The following is a 16,461-nucleotide window of genomic DNA, read 5'->3' as shown; positions in this document are numbered from 1 at the left end:
TCCACGAGCCCCGCTCTTAGTATAGTATTTACCCGCTAGTCGCTTAGAAGAAGCGAACAAGCTCGTCTTGAACAGCTTCATTTGTACCTTTGACGATCTTCAGATGCTGCGGCTTGGAGAAGAGCGCCTCGATTTGCTCTGGGTAAGACTGCTTGATCTCACATAATGCTATGGCCTCGTTGAACTTGGCAGGATGAGCAGTGGACAGCGTCACGGTCACTTCGTCCGTGCCAGTCAGCTGGTCTGCTGCCGCTACACCGCAGGCGGTATGAGGATCGAGCAGATAGCTATAGTCATCATAATACTGGCTGATTACGGCCAGACATTCATCATTCTCCACGGCATGCGCGGCAAAATCGGCGGCAACTGTAGCTTTCTTATCGTCCGGGATGACAAGTTTGCCCTCTGTCTTGACCAGGGACATCAACGCTGCTGCATCCTCGGTATTCTCTCCGTAGAGGTAGAACAGGTAGCGCTCGAAGTTGCTGGCGACCTGAATGTCCATCGAAGGGCTGTAGGTGCCGCGGAATTCACCCGGCTGATAGACTCCCTCGTTCACGAAGCGCTCAAGAATATTATTCTCATTCGTCGCCAGAATAAGCTTATGAATTGGCAAGCCCATGCGCTGCGCCAAATAACCGGCGAAGATATCGCCGAAATTACCAGTCGGCACACTGAAATTCAGTTTGTCGGCCAGACCCTGCTTGGCGAGTTGTAGATAAGCATAGAAATAATATACCGTCTGAGCCAGAATGCGGGCGATATTGATGGAATTGATTGCGCGTAGATGATAACGATGCTTGAAGTCCACGTCGGCGAACAATTCCTTGATAATGCGCTGGCAATCATCGAAGGTTCCCTCGACGGCCAGGTTAAGCACATTCGCATCATCCACGGTCGTCATTTGCAGCTCTTGCACCTTGCTCACCTTCTGATGAGGATGCAGGATACAGATGCGAATTCCTTCCTTGCCGCGAACTCCCTCGATCGCCGAGGCTCCCGTATCTCCGGAGGTTGCGCCCAGAATGTGAATGACCGAGCCTGTTTTCCGGGATACATAAGCATAGAGATTGCCCAGGAATTGCAGGGCGACGTCCTTGAAGGCAAAGGTCGGGCCATGGAACAGCTCCATGACATAACGGTTGTCGCGAAGCTTGCGAACCGGTGTTACCTCAGGATGCCGGAAGGTGCCGTAGCTGTCCTGAACGAGCTTCTCCAGATCAGAGCGCGGTATTTCGTCATTCACGAAGAGCGAGAATATTTCGGTGGCCAGCTCCACATAGCTAAGCGACTGCCAGCTCTTCAGCGTCTCGGCAGATACCTGTGGAATGTATTCAGGAACAAGCAAGCCTCCATCATCGGCCAGACCCATCAGAATGGCATCGATGAAGCCGATTCCGGCAACTTGCCCTCTCGTGCTTTTATAGTGCATAGAATGATTTCCCCCCGCTTTGATAGTTTTTCATTATTGTATCAGAAAATGCTCTTTTGGTAAGGGGAAAAGTTCTGGATGATATTTCAGATGAGGGGACATAGGCCGTATAATTATGTTATATTTCCATTGTTCGGGAATCCTCGAGCTAATCATTGAACGACATAAAAAATAACTGGAGGGACATTCCAATGAAACCAGCGTATAAACAGAATGATTTCGCACAGATCATGAAGGGTCGCCGTTCGATTCGCAAATATGACGAGACCGTCAAAATAAGCAAGGAAGAGATGAAGTCGATTCTTGAAGATGCGACGACGGCCCCTTCTTCGGTAAATATGCAGCCATGGCGCTTTGTCGTAGTGGAATCGGACGAGGCCAAGGCGAAGCTGCAGCCATTAGTTCGCTCCAATCAGTTGCAGCTGGAGACATCTGCTGCGATGATCGTCATCTTTGGTGATATGGATAGCATTGAAATGGCCGAGAAGATATATGGTACCGCCGTGGAACGCGGATGGATGCCAGCGGAAGTGAAGGAGCGTCAAATAGGCTGGATCACACCTCTGTATAAGGATATGCCGAAGCAGAAGAAGACCGAGATCGTCCTGATCGATGGCGGTCTGGTAGCGATGCAACTGATGCTGACGGCACGCGCCTATGGCTATGATACGAATCCTATCGGTGGTTTTGATCGCGATCATATTGCCGCCGCCCTTGAGTTGGACCCCGAGCGTTATTATCCAGTCATGATTATTTCCATCGGTAAAGCCGCTGAGGAAGGGTTCCAATCCGCCCGTCTGCCGGTAGAGGATATCGCTACCTGGAAGTAATGAATATTCTGAAAAGCCGACGATGCTCCTATCGTCGGTTTTTATCGTATTTTAGGGAGAATTTGAAGCATGGGTAAAGGTAATTTAACCCTTATATAGAATTAATAAACGATGCCAATAAAAATGACGATGCTTATAGGGGGACGCCGTGAAGCCTAATTATTATGGAACTCCGATTCGAGTAAGCCACCGGACCGGACCGAGATATGGTAAATGGTTGAAGGGAATACTGATCATGATCATTCTTGTTGTAGCTATATGGGCAGGCCTGCTGCAGATTCGCTCTCCGCAGCCAACTGGCTTGGATGCATCACCAGAAGTCTTCTCATCTGCACGAGCGATGGAGAAGCTGGAGATCATCGCCAGAGAACCGCATCCGTCGGGCTCAGCGGCTCATGCGGAAGTCCGCGATTATATTATCGCGGAGCTTAAACAGCTCGGATTGCATCCAGAGATTCAGCAATCCGACGTCGCGCCGGGGGTGTCTCGGCGATATACAGGCAAGCTCGAGAATATTATCGTCCGCATCCCTGGAACGGATTCGAGCAAGCCGCTTATGCTGGCAGCCCACTATGATTCTGTTCAGACAGGGCCGGGAGCGGCGGATGATGGATCAGGCGTCGCAGCGATGCTGGAGGCGGTAAGAGCACTGCAGCACTCAGAGCCGTTGAAGAATGATCTCATTTTATTGATAACGGATGGCGAGGAGTTGGGGCTGCTGGGCGCCAAGGCGTTTGTGAATGAGCACCCCTTGGCTCGTGAGGTAGGCCTGGTTCTGAATTTTGAGGCGCGTGGCAATAAGGGTCCTTCATTTATGTTTGAGACCAGCGACCAGAACGGCTGGATCATTCGGGAATTTCTCCAAGCTGCCCCGCATCCGGTAGCCTACTCCCTTATATACAATATTTATAAATTGATGCCTAATGATACGGATTTAACGGTCTTCAAAGAGAGCGGGATGCCGGGAATGAACTTTGCCTTCGGCTTCGGCCTGAATGCCTATCATACTGAGCTTGATACGGCAGCGAATCTGGACCCGTCGAGCTTACAGCACCAAGGTGACTATATGTTAAGCCTGGCTCAGCACTTCGGCAATCTCGATCTCGATCAGATCAAGCAGCAGGATCGGGTCTATTTCAATACGTTGGGCTGGAGCATGATCAGCTATCCGAAGTCCTGGATTCCATGGTTCACTGGCCTGGCTGTACTTTTATTCATCGCAACGGCGTGGCATGGACTATATGCACGTCGGGTTAATTGGTTAGGGCTATTAGGCGGATTGCTGGTCAGTCTGCTAACTTTGGTTGTCATATTCTTGGTAAATACCTGGCTCTGGAAATGGCTCCGTTCCGGGGTAACGGAGGAGCGCTACCGGGAGATTCTGACCGATCCGCAGATAAGCGTATATTATTTAGCGGGGTCGCTGATGGTCACGCTGTTGCTCACCGTTCTGATTATCAGGATATTCTCACGCTTTATTCGTCTGGAAAATATATGGCTCAGCGTATTAGCGCTGTGGCTCCTGTTATGTGTAGGAACGAGTATTTATCTGCCTGGGGGCAGCTATGTATTCACCTGGCCACTTATTTTTAGCCTGATTGGACTGAATTTGCTCTTCTTCATGGAGGAGGAGGCGAGGGTCTGGCTCTCTGTCGTACTCGCCGTGCCTGGCTTTGTACTGCTAACGCCGATTGTCTATCTTGTCTATTATCTGATGACCTTGGATAAGGCGGGGACGCTTATGGTTATTGCTGCGCTGGCGCTCTCTTTGATCTTCCCGCTGTTCTGCAGACCCTGGAAACGGCATCGGGCTATGTTTCCTTAAAAGATACGATAGAAGCGAAACGAATTCCACACGTCCACGGATCGGATCAAGGCCACTTAAGTAAGGTATAAGAAGCTCCGAGTTACATCATGCTAATGGGGAACAGAAACATTTCAGAAGGGAGAGTATCTCATTCATGAAACGTTACGATTCCAGTCTGCAAGCAGATAGCACTGTAGCTCGCGCGCAAAATTCAGTGAACAAGCTGCACCATGCCGTATCCCAGGCGCTTAGCCATCCTACGGAACAGACCGTGGAACAGGCGGAGAATAGTATGGAGCATGCCGAGCAATCGATTCGGCAGGTCAACCGTTCTTTAGGGCCCCAAGGGGTCGAGCTGGCTGAGGAGATGCTGGCCGTGGAGAAGGACAGACTTGACAAGCTGAATCAGCAGCAGGAAACTTCAGAGCGCTAATCGTTTTTTCTGTTCGCTTGGCAGGATCTTAGGTCCTGCCACCTAAGAAAGGCCCTCATTCTCCATCTGTAGTGGAGAGGAGGGCCTTTCTTGATAAGAGATAGCGCGTCTCTTATTTCTTTAACAGCAGGTATACGAAGTAAGGCGCGCCGATGAACGAGATCATGATCCCGACCGGGATGCTCGGTTCAGCGATATTGCGGCCAATCGTATCGGCCAGCAGCAGCATCCAGCCGCCGACTAAGACAGCGATCGGCAGGAATAGCTGATGCCTTGGCCCGACGAGGGCCTTGGCGATATGCGGCGCCATCAGACCGACGAAGGCGATGCCCCCGGTAACCGATACGGCTGAGGCAGCCAGAGCGACGGCGGTCAGGAGCAGAATGAGCCTTTCCCGCTCGACGGGCACTCCGACACCGATCGAAACATGCTCATCCAGTGTCAGCAGGTTCATCCGATTCGCCTTATAGAAGGTGAACGGCAAGAGGATCAGCAGCCAGGGGAGCATCGCCCATACGAACACCCAGTCCGTGCCCCATATATTTCCGGCAATCCATCTGGCGATAAAATCGACCTTCGACCGTTCCGCAGAGGAGATTAGTACGATCATGATTCCCGATAAGGCCATGGAGAATCCGACCCCGGTCAGCACTAAGCGGACCGGCTGAAGCCCCTCTGTCCGGCTATAGGAGAAAATATAGATCAGACAGGCCGTTATCACCGCGCCGATGAAGGCGACGATCGGCAGCATATAGATGAAGGAGCCGGCTTCGATCGGGAAGAACAGGAAGAAGACGGAAATGGCGACGCCAGCCCCCGAGTTAATGCCGAGAATGCCCGGATCGGCCAGATCATTACGTGAAATGCTCTGCAGGATAGCCCCCGACAGGGCCAGTGCCATACCGGATAGCAGTGTAATGGCAATACGCGGTAAGCGTACCGAGAATAGCACGAACTCTTCCTTGAATGTCCCTTGCCCGAATAGTGTCGGAATCAGTCTGTTATAGGATAATGACGAATACCCCATTCCCATGCCGACCACGGTGGTTACAATAATGAGCAGAATCAGGATCGCGACGATCTGGCGTTGTTTTCTAACAGCAGTGGATGGGTTCATGACAAGCCCTTACCTCCTTTGCGTACGATGAACAAGAAGAATGGCAGGCCTATCATAGCGACGATAGCCGCTACCGGCGTCTCGTAGGGAGCGTTGATCGTACGGCCGAGCGTATCGGCGATCAGCATGAATGCAGCGCCCCCAATGCCGGACATCGGCAGTATGTACCGGTAATCGGTTCCGACGACACCGCGGACTAAATGCGGCACCATCAAGCCAATAAAAGCCAGGTTACCGACCAATGCGACCGAAGCACCGGCCAGAATAATGATGAGTACAATCATCAGTCCTTTGATCAGCGCTGTCCTCTGGCCCAAGCCGACGGCGATTTCTTCGCTTAAGCTCATCACGGTCAGTTGCTTGGAGAAGAGCAGGGACAGAATCATTCCGATAAGAATGAAGGGAACGATGACCTGTAGCTGTCCCCAGGTCGTACCGATCACTCCGCCGGAGGTCCACATGGAGACATCCTTGGAGATTTTGAAGTAGATGCCGACTCCTTCAGCGATGGCATAGAGGAAGGCAGACACGGCCGAACCAGCCAGGACGAGACGCAGCGGGGATAACCCACCCTTCTTCAGCGCGCCGATGCCAAGCACGAGCGTAGCCCCCAGGGCCGCCCCGATGAAGCAAGCGATCATAATGCCGAAATAGTTCGCAGCGGGAATAAAAGCGAGTGTAATCGCCAAGGCGGCATTAGCCCCTGAGGTTAAGCCAAGCAGACCGGGATCGGCCAGTGGATTTCTCGTAATCCCCTGCATCATCGCCCCGGAGATAGCCAAAGCGGCCCCGACGACCATCGCACCGATTTCTCGCGGCAGGCGGATTTCCCGGATGATCGAAATAGACTCCCCACTAGCATGGGAAGTCAGGGCTAACCAGACATCGCGAAGCGGCGTGTCCGCCGCCCCTAATGTCATCGCTATCGCAAATATGAGCACTAATAATATACATCCAACGATCAGTTGGATCAGGAATGATAGGGAACGTCGATTTGATCTCATCATCAGTTTCGTCTCTCTTTTTGAAATGACTTATTTTCCGAGAAAATGTTTAATAAAGAAGTCAAGCTGATAATCCAGCGTCAGTGCATCGTTGAAGTAGAAGCTCTGAGCATTCGCTTCAAAGACATGGCCATTCTTGACCGCCGGGATATTATTATACGTATCCGTGTTCATGAAGGAGTTATCGGTCTCACTATTTTTACTTAATATGATATAGTCTCCTGCATATTCCGGCAATACTTCCGGCGATAGAGCGTAATAACCGTCTTTAAGCACCGATTCTTCGACTTTCTCTGGCATTTTCAGCTTCATAGCTTGATACAGAATCTCCGTTCCCCGGGCCCAGTGATCACCGAAGACATAGATTTGCTTGTCGAAATTCTCGAAGACAGACACTGTCGCATTCTCACCGATTTTGGCTCTGATTTCCTCGCCAGCTTTCTCTGCCCGCTGCTTGAAGTCATCGATCCAGGCTTGCGCCTCCTTCTCCTTGTTCAGTACCTTGCCGATCTCAAGATGCTGCGTCAGATAGTCCACCTTACCATAGGTGAAGGTAACCGTCGGCGCGATCGACTTGAGCTTGTCCAGATTTTTGGTGTTGGACAGGCCGATAATCAAGTCCGGGTTAAGCTCGATGATCTTCTCCAGGTTCTCATCCGATACTTCTTCGACATCTTTTAATTGATCCTGGAAGTTCGGATTCATCTTAGACCAGGAATCGACGCCGACCAGATGGACGCCGAGGGATAGAACGTCGCCAACATAGCTGGACAGGACGATGACGCGCTCTGGATGCGCCGGCACCTCGATCGGTCCGTTCTCGGATGGATAGGTAATTGTATCCTTGGAGCTGCCGTCATTCGTAACAGCATTTGTCTTGGTATTTGAATTTGTAGCAGCGCTATTCTGAGTTTGTGCTTGGTTGCCACAGGCGCTGATCAACAAAATACAGATCAACAGCAGAGGTAGAATAATCTTTTTCATGTCTATTACTCCCTTAAAATATAATAAATGATAATGATTATCATTTGCGGACGTTATAAATATAATAGGTAGGTACAGGAGATGTCAATAAATAATTTAAAGCTCCAGGCATCCGAATATAAGGATACACGGCAAGATGTAGCATGCATTCCAGATATGATATGCTGGGGTGAGGCCGCCTGTTGTTGTGGCGCAAGAAGGGTTATTTTTACGTGGAGGAGCTGAGTGATATGAAGTATTACAGACTTGGTAACAGTGGGCTTGAAGTATCGGCAATGGGGCTCGGGACGAATTCATTCGGTAAAAGAGCGGACCAGCCAACCTCACTACGGATTATGGATGAGGCGCTGGATAACGGCATTAACTTCATAGATACGGCCAACATATATGCCGGGACGGAATCGGAACGGATCATTGGGCAAGCCCTTGCTGGCAGGCGGCATCAGGTTGTGCTCGCTACGAAGGCTGGGCTAGTAAGGGGAGAGGGCCCGAATCAGCGCGGCTCCTCGCGCTATCATCTGCAGCATGAATTGGAAGAGAGCCTGAAGCGGCTTAATACGGATTATATCGATCTGTATCAAATCCATACCTTCGATCCTCATACGCCGTTGGAGGAGACGCTGCGCACGCTTGATGATATGGTCCGGGCGGGTAAAGTGCGTTATATCGGTGCTTCCAACTATGCAGCGTGGGAGCTGATGAAGGCGCTGGGTATTAGTGAGTTGAAGGGCTTGAATCGGTTTGTGTCACTGCAGATCAGTTACTCCTTGGCCGATCGGACCCCAGAGCAGGAGATGGTTCCTCTCTGTCTGGATCAAGGGGTTGGCATTATTCCTTATTATCCGTTGGCAGGGGGGATTCTAAGTGGAAAATACAGCTTGACAGCTAAAATTCCAGCGCATTCGCGGGCGGATAAAGACCCTAGCTTCAATCGCTTCATTAACGAGCGCACGGTCACGCTTGGCGACCAAGTAAGTGAGCTGGCGGCTGCGCATGGCTATACTCCGAGCAGTCTTGCCCTGGCTTGGCTGATGCATCAGCCTGCGGTCAGTACGGTCATTGTCGGTGCGACCCGTGCAGATCAGTTGAAGGAGAACCTGCGCAGTGTGGAGATCGAGCTGGATGCGACTCTAGCCGAGGAACTTGACCGAATCAGCCAATCGAGCAGATATAGTGAGCCATTTGCCACCTATCGTTTGCCTTAAGCTCCCTTGACCGGAATAGTCTGGCTTGAACCCTTGCCCAGGCCCAAGCATAGCATATAGCACGACTTTGTTAGCAGGAGAGGGCGTGCCTGGGATGGGGATTCATTTAACGGCAATCCACTATGTGTATCTGACTTTTATCGTATTGATTATGGCGTTATTGATCCGACGCCGCGATACGACCATGATTTGTGTGGCGGGGATCTTCATATTAGGGATAATCGCTACGGAGACCCTCGGCGGGTCGATATCCGGCGTCTTCAATTCTTTCGTCTATGCTACCCGAGAACTGCTGGGAACGATTATGATCATCTCGATCATTGTGGCGATGAGCCAGATATTAATGCGTACGGGTATTAATGAAGCGATGATCGCGCCGCTGACACATTTTATAAGGACGCCTGCGATCGCCTTCTGGGGAATCGGCCTCATTATGATGGTCACCTCCTGGTTCTTCTGGCCTTCTCCCGGTGTAGCCTTAATCGGCGCGGTGCTGCTGCCGGTGGCGGTCCGGGTTGGATTGCCAGCGCTCGGCGCCGCGATGGCGATGAATCTGTTCGGCCACGGGATTGCTCTGTCCGGTGACTATATTATTCAGGGCGCTCCGAAGCTGACCGCGGATGCGGCTGGATTACCTGTTTCCAGTGTGATGGAGGCAAGTATTCCACTCGTCATCGTCATGGGATTGGTGACGACAATCACTGCCTTCTGGATGATGCGCCGCGATATGAAGCGTGGGACATGGAGAGACGGACTTGTGGCGGGGAAGACTCAAGCTCATTTACAGTCTGAAGAGGATGGGGAGCAAGCAGTTATTTCGCCTGGGATGAGAAAAGGATTGGCGATCGCGATTCCTCTGCTTTTTCTGGCCGACGTCATCGCGATGTTCCTGCTGCATTTACAGGGGGGCGACGCTACTGCTCTGGTAGGCGGTACGGCAGTATTCATTCTGATCGTCGTTACTTTGTTAGCGCATCGCAATCGTGGCTTGGAGAAAGTTACTTCCTATTTAATCGATGGCTTCGTATTTGGCTTCAAAGTGTTCGGCCCGGTTATCCCGATCGCTGCATTTTTCTATTTAGGAGATGCTGCCTTTACGGAGTTGTTCGGTAATGTACTCCCTGAGGCCTCCCATGGCATTGTGAATGATCTCGGGGTTGCACTGGCTGAAATCGTACCGCTGAATAAGGCGGTTGGCGCGATTACGCTGACGATCATCGGGGTGATCACCGGTTTGGATGGATCTGGATTCTCTGGGATTTCGCTAGCTGGCTCGGTAGCGCAGCTATTCGCGGCAGCGACTCATTCCGGCACGGCCACCTTGACTGCATTGGGCCAAGTTGCGGCCATTTGGGTGGGAGGCGGTACGCTCATTCCCTGGGCGTTGATTCCGGCTGCGGCGATCTGCGGAGTTAGCCCGTTTGAGCTGGCTCGGCGCAATTTGAAGCCTGTGCTGATCGGGCTTGCAGTAACCACGTTGGTGGCTATTTTTCTGGTATGAGGTATACTAAGATATAACTTAACTGAAACAACTATCTGGAGATAGTTGTTTCAGTGGTTCACAGAGTTTTCACTTTTGGGACAGGAAATTAAGGTATTGTATACCAAAAAAGATTGTGATAGAATTCACCTATATAGTGAAATATTTCACTTTTATTTAAAAAAGTTTATCTTAGGGGGCTTACATGAAAATGAGGAAAATGATGTATGCATTGTTGGTATCTATGGTTGCTGTCTCTATGCTGGCTGGCTGTGGTGACAAGAAATCCAACTCAGGTGATTCCAACCAACCTGCAGCGAACGAATCAACGAACAATGGCTCGACGAACAATGCAGCAGGGTCGGAAGCGGCAGCAGGACAAATTGCCAAGATCGGCCTTGGTCACATTACATCCATTGGCAGCTCGAAGGATATGGAAGGCGATACGATGGCTACTGCACAAGTGGATACGACGATTGTTGCGGCAGCATTTGATAAAGACGGCAAGGTAGTTAAGATCGAGATCGATAATGCTCAATCGAAGGTAAGTTATGACAAGGATATGCAAGTGGCTACCGATTTAAATGCAGAGAATAAGACGAAGGTAGAGCTTGGCGATGAATACGGCATGAAGAAGGCTTCCACCATCGGCAAGGAATGGAATGAGCAAGCGAAGGCGCTTGGCGACTGGATGGTCGGCAAGAGCATTGATGAGATCAAGGCGATGAAGACGAAGAAGAAGGATGATCATCATCCGGCAGTTCCAGATGAAGCTGATTTGTCTTCTACAGTTACGATGAACGTATCTGATTTCATTGAAGGTGTAACTGAAGCTTACGATAATGCGGTGGATGTGCAAGCGGGTGCTGAGAAATTAGGCCTTGGCACGGACATCTCTATCGCCAAGTCGAAGGGCTTGAGCTCCAAGGATGGCCAAGAGGTATTGCCAGCTGCAGAAGTTAACACAGTTATGGTAGTTACCGCATTTGACAAAGACGGCAAGGTTGCGGGAACGATCATCGACAACGCACAGACGAAGGTGAACTTCGACAAGGATGGTAAGGTGACTTCCGATAAGAATGCGGAGATCAAGACGAAGGTTGAGCTTGGCGACGAGTACGGCATGAAGAAGGCTTCCTCCATCGGCAAAGACTGGTACGAACAAGCGAAGGCACTTGGTGACTGGATGGTTGGCAAGTCAGTTGATGAGATCAAGGGCATGAAGACGAAGCAAAAAGACGAGGCACATCCAGCAGTTCCGGATGAGGCAGATCTGACCTCCTCCGTTACGATCAGTGTTCAGGATTATATCGCTGGTTTGGTTGAATCCTATGATAACGCGAAATAATAAGGTTGCTCTTTTATAAAGCTTTTGTACAAATAGTAATGAGAACAGACTCCCCCATATTTATGGGGGAGTTTTGCTTAAAACCGGGTTAAGATAGATGAAGCACGGAAAGAAGCGGTTGAGAGGTGAACCATGTATAGAATAGTAAAACAGAGCAGATGGCTATGGGCTATCATGATCGCAGTCCTCATGCTGGCAGGCTGTACAGCCAAGGCGGATCAACAGAACGTTGTATACCCTAAGTTTAGCGACAGCTTCTTTGATGCTTTCGATACGATGACCCAGGTGGTGGCGTATACGGAGAATGAAGCGCAATTCGATCAATATTTTGCGAAAATTCACGAGCGATTTCTTGAACTGCATTGCTTATACGATATCTACAACAATTACGAAGGCTTGAACAACCTGAAGACGATTAATGATCAAGCGGGAATTCAGCCTGTGAAGGTAGACCGGGAGATTATTGAACTCATCCAGTTCTCTAAGGAATGGTATTGGAAGGTCGGAGAGACCAATATCGCGATGGGCTCTGTGCTTGATCTGTGGCATGACTATCGTGAGGCCGGCATGGCCAACCCGGAGAAGGCGGAGCTGCCACCGATGGAAGCGCTGAGGAAGGCTGCGGAGCACACCGATTTTGACCAAGTAATTATCGATGAGGTGAATAGTACGGTTTATCTGGCTGATCCGCAAATGTCGCTTAGTGTGGGGGCTGTCGCTAAAGGCTACGCAACGGAGCTGGTCGCCAAGGAAATGAAGGCTGCGGGAATGAATTCCTTCATGATCAGTGCAGGCGGTAATATCCGCTCTGTAGGCCAGCCGTTGGATGGAGTAAGGCAGCGCTGGGGCGTTGGTATTCAGAATCCGAATAAGCTGATTACGGTGGAAGAGGATAATTTGCTGGATACGGTCTTTATAAAGGATGCTTCTGTGGTCAGCAGCGGTGATTATCAGCGGTATTATACGGTAGACGGTGTCAGATATCATCATCTGATCGATCCGAAGACGTTACTGCCGGGCGATTATTATCGCGCGGTTACCGTCGTCACTGAGGACTCGGGGCTGGCTGACTTTCTGTCCACAGTGATATTCCTGCTGCCTTATGAAGAGAGTGCTGCTCTGGTCAAGCAGTTGGATGGGGTAGAGGCCCTTTGGGTGATGCCTGACGGGACGCTGGAAGCTACGAAGGGTATGCAGAAGATCATGAAGAGTCGCGGGGCGAGTGGGGCAAAGGCATTATAGTTTGTTTAAAATGGTAGGGATATTATGGGATTGGACGAAGTATTATGGTAATATAGATACAAATTCATTGATGAGGTGATTTATTCTTGATAGGTCGTAGCGGAAATCCCACTTTAAGTGACAAGACTTTTGAAAGAGCCGGTCAGTTTAGTGATATGAACCGGATGACGATTGGAGGCACAGTGAATAAAGCGTTCATTACGCTCATTATTTTACTGGGAAGTGCCTTCAGTACATGGATGATGTTCTTCGAGGGCAAGAATGTAGTTCCTTTCGCCATCGGCGGAGCTATTGCCGGGTTTGTTATAGCGCTTATCCTGGCGTTTAAGCCAGCGATTTCCCCCTATTTGGTGCCTGTCTATGCGCTTTGCGAAGGCTTCTTCCTCGGAGCGATCTCAGCAATATATGAGAGTGCTTATTACGGAATTACCTTACAGGCAGCCTTGTTGACGATGGGAGTATTCCTCGCCCTGCTGCTGGTTTACAAGACTAGAATTATCAAGGCGACAGAGAACTTTAAGCTAGGTGTAGTCTCGGCAACCGGTGGCGTTGCGCTGGTCTACCTGCTTAGCATCGTTCTGCGCTGGTTCGGCATTCAGATTCCTTATCTGCATGATAGCACGCCGATTGGTATCGGGATCTCGGTAGTCATCGTAATTATCGCAGCGCTGAATTTGGTGCTGGACTTTGACTTTATCGAGAATGGCGCACAGAACGGGGCTCCGAAGTATATGGAGTGGTATGGCGCGTTCGGCCTGATGGTCACGCTCGTTTGGCTGTATCTCGAACTGCTCCGTTTAATCGCCAAAATCTGGAGCCGAGATTAGACAAAACTAGTGATCCGGCTTCGACAAAACTAGTATATATTTACCTTTTTTAGCGATTGACTCCAGCTTCAAATCTGAAATATATTATTGTCACATCAAGGTCGTTGTTCTTCATCCAGAGAACAAGGGCCTTTTTATATTTCTTATTTGGGCACACTAGTCGAAAGATTAGGTCGCAAAGCTTTGGAGTCTAATAGTCCTGACCCTTGCTTAAGGTTAGGTCTGATGATCGTCCGGCTGCATTCACCATTTTTCAAGGTGAGGCAGCCGTTTTTTTGTTTTTATATGCTTTTCTCTCTTGTGGAGGCATTCCCAGTGAATGGCCTTCGTAAGATAAATATTAGTACTGAAGAGGGGAGGAGATTTGTGAAAAAATGAGCAGCCAGGGAGTGATTAGAACAAATTGAGGAGGAGCTATGAGAAGTAGAATGAGGTGGATCGTTTCTTGGTTGTGCGCGATATCTCTAGTGATTGGTATGCCAGCTATGGCATCGGGGGCTGGTAGTAATGGAAGTGATCCAACTTGGCCGAATCCAGGATCTATTAAATTGAATAAGACAGCAGAGCCTACTGGTAACTTCGGAGAGTGGAAGGTCACATTAACCCTGGAAGGAAAGCAACTGAAGACTACTACAGACATCGTACTTGTCATTGATAAGTCGGGAAGCATGAATACTGGCACGCGCCTAACCAAAGCTAAGGAAGCGGCTAAGAGCTTCGCGGATTCCCTGCTGACGAGCGATTCAGGTATTCGCTTGGCGGCGGTCGCGTTTAGTGAAGGGAAAGCGTCTCAGGTGTCCGGATTTACAGATGCTTCCGGGAGAGCGGATTTCAAGAAGAATATCGACAAGATCACGGCCTCCGGCGGTACTAATATTCAAGCGGGACTTAACGCTGCTGATGATCTATTGAACAGAAGTCCGGCTGATAAGAAGTATATTGTGCTATTAAGTGATGGGGAGCCGACATATAGCTATCAGGGGACGGCTGCTGAGAACTCCGTCTGGCCTGATAACAGATACAACTTCGCGATTACTAAATTTGATTTTAACTCCGTAAAAGGGGCAGGGAATAGCTATAAATTTCTCGACTTTTTCGGAAACCCGAATCCTTACAGAATCGGTTCATATAAGGTCGAGGATAATGGGCTCCCTACGATATCCCACGCTAAGTTACTTCTCAAGCAAGGGATTAGTATTTATAGCATTGGTTTGGAAGTGGGCAACAATAACAATGCTGAATACGTACTCGGCAACAGTCAGGATCGGGGTTACTATTCTGCAACTAGCGAAGATCTTCAGCGGGTATTTTCCGAGATCTCCAGCGACATTAAATTTGCGGCTAGAGATGCGGTAGTGAGCGACCCGATGGGTGAGAAGTTCAACCTGCAGCCTGGGGCGCTGAATGGACAGGATTATGAAGTCTCTCAAGGCGAGGTCGTCTGGGATGAAGCGATGGAGACATTCCGTTGGGAGGTCGGCACCATCTCTGAAGGCAAGCCGGCTACATTAAGCTATATTGTGGTGATTGATCCTGCCGCGAATCCTGTCTCAGATACGCTCTATCCAACGAACGGCAAGACGACGATTGATTACACGAATGTGTATGGGGATCCACATGTTGAGAAGGAATTTATAGTTCCTGAAGTGAAGATCGGTCATGTGAAAATCCTTGTTAAGGGCTACGCCGTCAACTTGGATGGAGAGCCGGTCAATGCGGCTGGTGAGGTGGTCTCGAGTCCAGATCTGGCAGAACAATTGTATAGCGATTATCATGCTGTCAACGGTGAGAATACCTTCCCGGTCGGCGGAGCGCCAATTTCTGTCCCATCCAGGCAGATTGACGGGTACCAACTGAAGGTCGGTGATGATCCGACAATCGTTACCCCACAAGCGGTCGCAGACAATATTGTTAAGTTTGGGTATGCGAAGGTAATCGAGAAGTCGGTGACTGTGAAATATGTGGACCGCGAGACCGATCGAGCCATCGCTGATCCGGATGTGATCGATAATGCTGTCGTCGGCCAGCATATCGAGCTTGAAGCGAAGTCAATTCCGGGCTATACCCCAGAAGAGCCTACAGAATACAGTTATCTAGTGGAAAACAAAGACAATAACGAGTATATCTTCTACTACACGGCGAACGAACAAACCGTGGTTGTGAAGTATCTGGAGAAAGGCACGGAAAAAGAGCTATCTTCACCGATCTCCGTAGCAGGAAAAACGGGAGAAGTAGTGAATCTAGAGGCGGTATCGGTTCCGGGCTATACTCCAGAGAAAGTGAAAGATACGTATACCGTGAAAGCCGGAGAAAATGAGTACATTTTCTACTACACGGCGAATGAGCAAACTGTCACGGTGAAGTATCTGGAGAAGGGTACGGAAAAAGAGCTATCTTCACCGACTTCCGTAGCAGGAAAGACGGGAGAAGTAGTGAAGTTAGAGGCGGTATCGGTTCCGGGCTATACTCCAGAGAAAGCGGAAGACACGTACACCGTGAAGGCTGAAGGAAACGAGTACATTTTCTACTACACGGCCAATGAACAAACTGTCACGGTGAAGTATCTGGAGAAAGGCACGGAAAAAGAGCTATCTTCACCGATCTCCGTAGCAGGAAAAACGGGAGAAGTAGTGAATCTAGAGGCGGTATCGGTTCCGGGCTATACTCCAGAGAAAGCGGAAGACACGTACACCGTGAAGGCTGAAGGAAACGAGTACATTTTCTACTACACGGCCAATGAACAAACTGTCAC

At 49.8% G+C, this 16,461-nt stretch carries 13 protein-coding genes and 1 riboswitch; of the genes, 9 read left to right on the top strand and 4 right to left on the bottom strand.

Going from position 1 to position 16,461, the window contains the following annotated elements; all coding sequences use genetic code 11:
- Nucleotides 1-43: 43 nt before the first annotated feature.
- Nucleotides 44-1,432, bottom strand: coding sequence for a threonine synthase (gene thrC, locus BFJ94_RS18265; protein ID WP_120463945.1), 1,389 nt, complete (start codon nucleotides 1,430-1,432; stop codon nucleotides 44-46).
- Nucleotides 1,433-1,623: 191 nt separating this feature from the next.
- Here thrC and BFJ94_RS18260 point away from each other — a divergent pair, with 191 nt between their 5' ends.
- The 3 genes from BFJ94_RS18260 (at nucleotide 1,624) to BFJ94_RS18250 (ending at nucleotide 4,502) form a co-directional block, all read left to right on the top strand.
- Entirely contained in the window at nucleotides 1,624-2,262 is a 639-nt protein-coding gene (locus tag BFJ94_RS18260) for a nitroreductase family protein (RefSeq protein WP_120463944.1), read from the top strand.
- A gap of 148 nt (nucleotides 2,263-2,410) precedes the next feature.
- Nucleotides 2,411-4,087: a M20/M25/M40 family metallo-hydrolase gene (locus tag BFJ94_RS18255; RefSeq protein WP_229717003.1), complete on the top strand. Its 1,677-nt coding sequence runs from the start codon at nucleotides 2,411-2,413 to the stop codon at nucleotides 4,085-4,087.
- 136 nt (nucleotides 4,088-4,223) lie between these two features.
- Nucleotides 4,224-4,502: a hypothetical protein gene (locus tag BFJ94_RS18250; protein ID WP_120463943.1), complete on the top strand. Its 279-nt coding sequence runs from the start codon at nucleotides 4,224-4,226 to the stop codon at nucleotides 4,500-4,502.
- A gap of 112 nt (nucleotides 4,503-4,614) precedes the next feature.
- Here the strand turns inward: BFJ94_RS18250 and BFJ94_RS18245 are convergent, their stop codons facing one another.
- The 3 genes from BFJ94_RS18245 to BFJ94_RS18235 are packed head-to-tail and all read right to left on the bottom strand — an operon-like array spanning nucleotide 4,615 to nucleotide 7,607.
- Entirely contained in the window at nucleotides 4,615-5,619 is a 1,005-nt protein-coding gene (locus tag BFJ94_RS18245; protein WP_120463942.1) for a FecCD family ABC transporter permease, read from the bottom strand.
- Complete coding sequence (locus BFJ94_RS18240; RefSeq protein WP_120463941.1) at nucleotides 5,616-6,626, bottom strand: FecCD family ABC transporter permease; 1,011 nt, start codon at nucleotides 6,624-6,626, stop codon at nucleotides 5,616-5,618. Before BFJ94_RS18240 ends, BFJ94_RS18245 begins: the two co-directional genes overlap by 4 nt.
- 27 nt (nucleotides 6,627-6,653) lie before the next feature.
- The gene (locus tag BFJ94_RS18235; RefSeq protein WP_120463940.1) at nucleotides 6,654-7,607 is read right to left on the bottom strand and encodes an iron-hydroxamate ABC transporter substrate-binding protein; all 954 of its coding nucleotides are present in this window, start codon (nucleotides 7,605-7,607) and stop codon (nucleotides 6,654-6,656) included.
- 230 nt (nucleotides 7,608-7,837) lie between these two features.
- Here BFJ94_RS18235 and BFJ94_RS18230 point away from each other — a divergent pair, with 230 nt between their 5' ends.
- The 6 genes from BFJ94_RS18230 to BFJ94_RS18205 form a co-directional block, all read left to right on the top strand.
- A complete protein-coding gene (locus BFJ94_RS18230; protein ID WP_120465297.1) occupies nucleotides 7,838-8,812 on the top strand; it encodes an aldo/keto reductase in 975 nt (324 codons plus the stop codon).
- Nucleotides 8,813-8,906: 94 nt separating this feature from the next.
- Nucleotides 8,907-10,313: a hypothetical protein gene (locus tag BFJ94_RS18225; protein ID WP_120463939.1), complete on the top strand. Its 1,407-nt coding sequence runs from the start codon at nucleotides 8,907-8,909 to the stop codon at nucleotides 10,311-10,313.
- A gap of 184 nt (nucleotides 10,314-10,497) precedes the next feature.
- A complete protein-coding gene (locus BFJ94_RS18220; RefSeq protein ID WP_205571036.1) occupies nucleotides 10,498-11,640 on the top strand; it encodes a hypothetical protein in 1,143 nt (380 codons plus the stop codon).
- 132 nt (nucleotides 11,641-11,772) lie between these two features.
- Nucleotides 11,773-12,882 carry an FAD:protein FMN transferase gene (locus BFJ94_RS18215; protein ID WP_120463937.1) on the top strand — a complete coding sequence of 370 codons (1,110 nt, stop codon included), beginning with the start codon at nucleotides 11,773-11,775 and terminating at the stop codon, nucleotides 12,880-12,882.
- A gap of 86 nt (nucleotides 12,883-12,968) precedes the next feature.
- Complete coding sequence (locus tag BFJ94_RS18210; protein WP_120463936.1) at nucleotides 12,969-13,709, top strand: Bax inhibitor-1/YccA family protein; 741 nt, start codon at nucleotides 12,969-12,971, stop codon at nucleotides 13,707-13,709.
- A 140-nt stretch (nucleotides 13,710-13,849) separates the two neighbouring features.
- Nucleotides 13,850-13,954, top strand: a riboswitch (cyclic di-GMP riboswitch).
- Between the two features lie 171 nt (nucleotides 13,955-14,125).
- Nucleotides 14,126-16,461: VWA domain-containing protein (locus BFJ94_RS18205; RefSeq protein ID WP_205571035.1), on the top strand; the 2,336-nt coding region annotated here is incomplete at its 3' end.

Origin of the sequence: Paenibacillus aceti (assembly GCF_003614185.1) — a bacterium.
GTDB classification, from domain to species: domain Bacteria; phylum Bacillota; class Bacilli; order Paenibacillales; family Paenibacillaceae; genus Fontibacillus; species Fontibacillus aceti.
The sequence above is the reverse complement of the archived record's forward strand: the minus strand, read 5'-3'. Positions and strand labels throughout refer to the sequence as shown.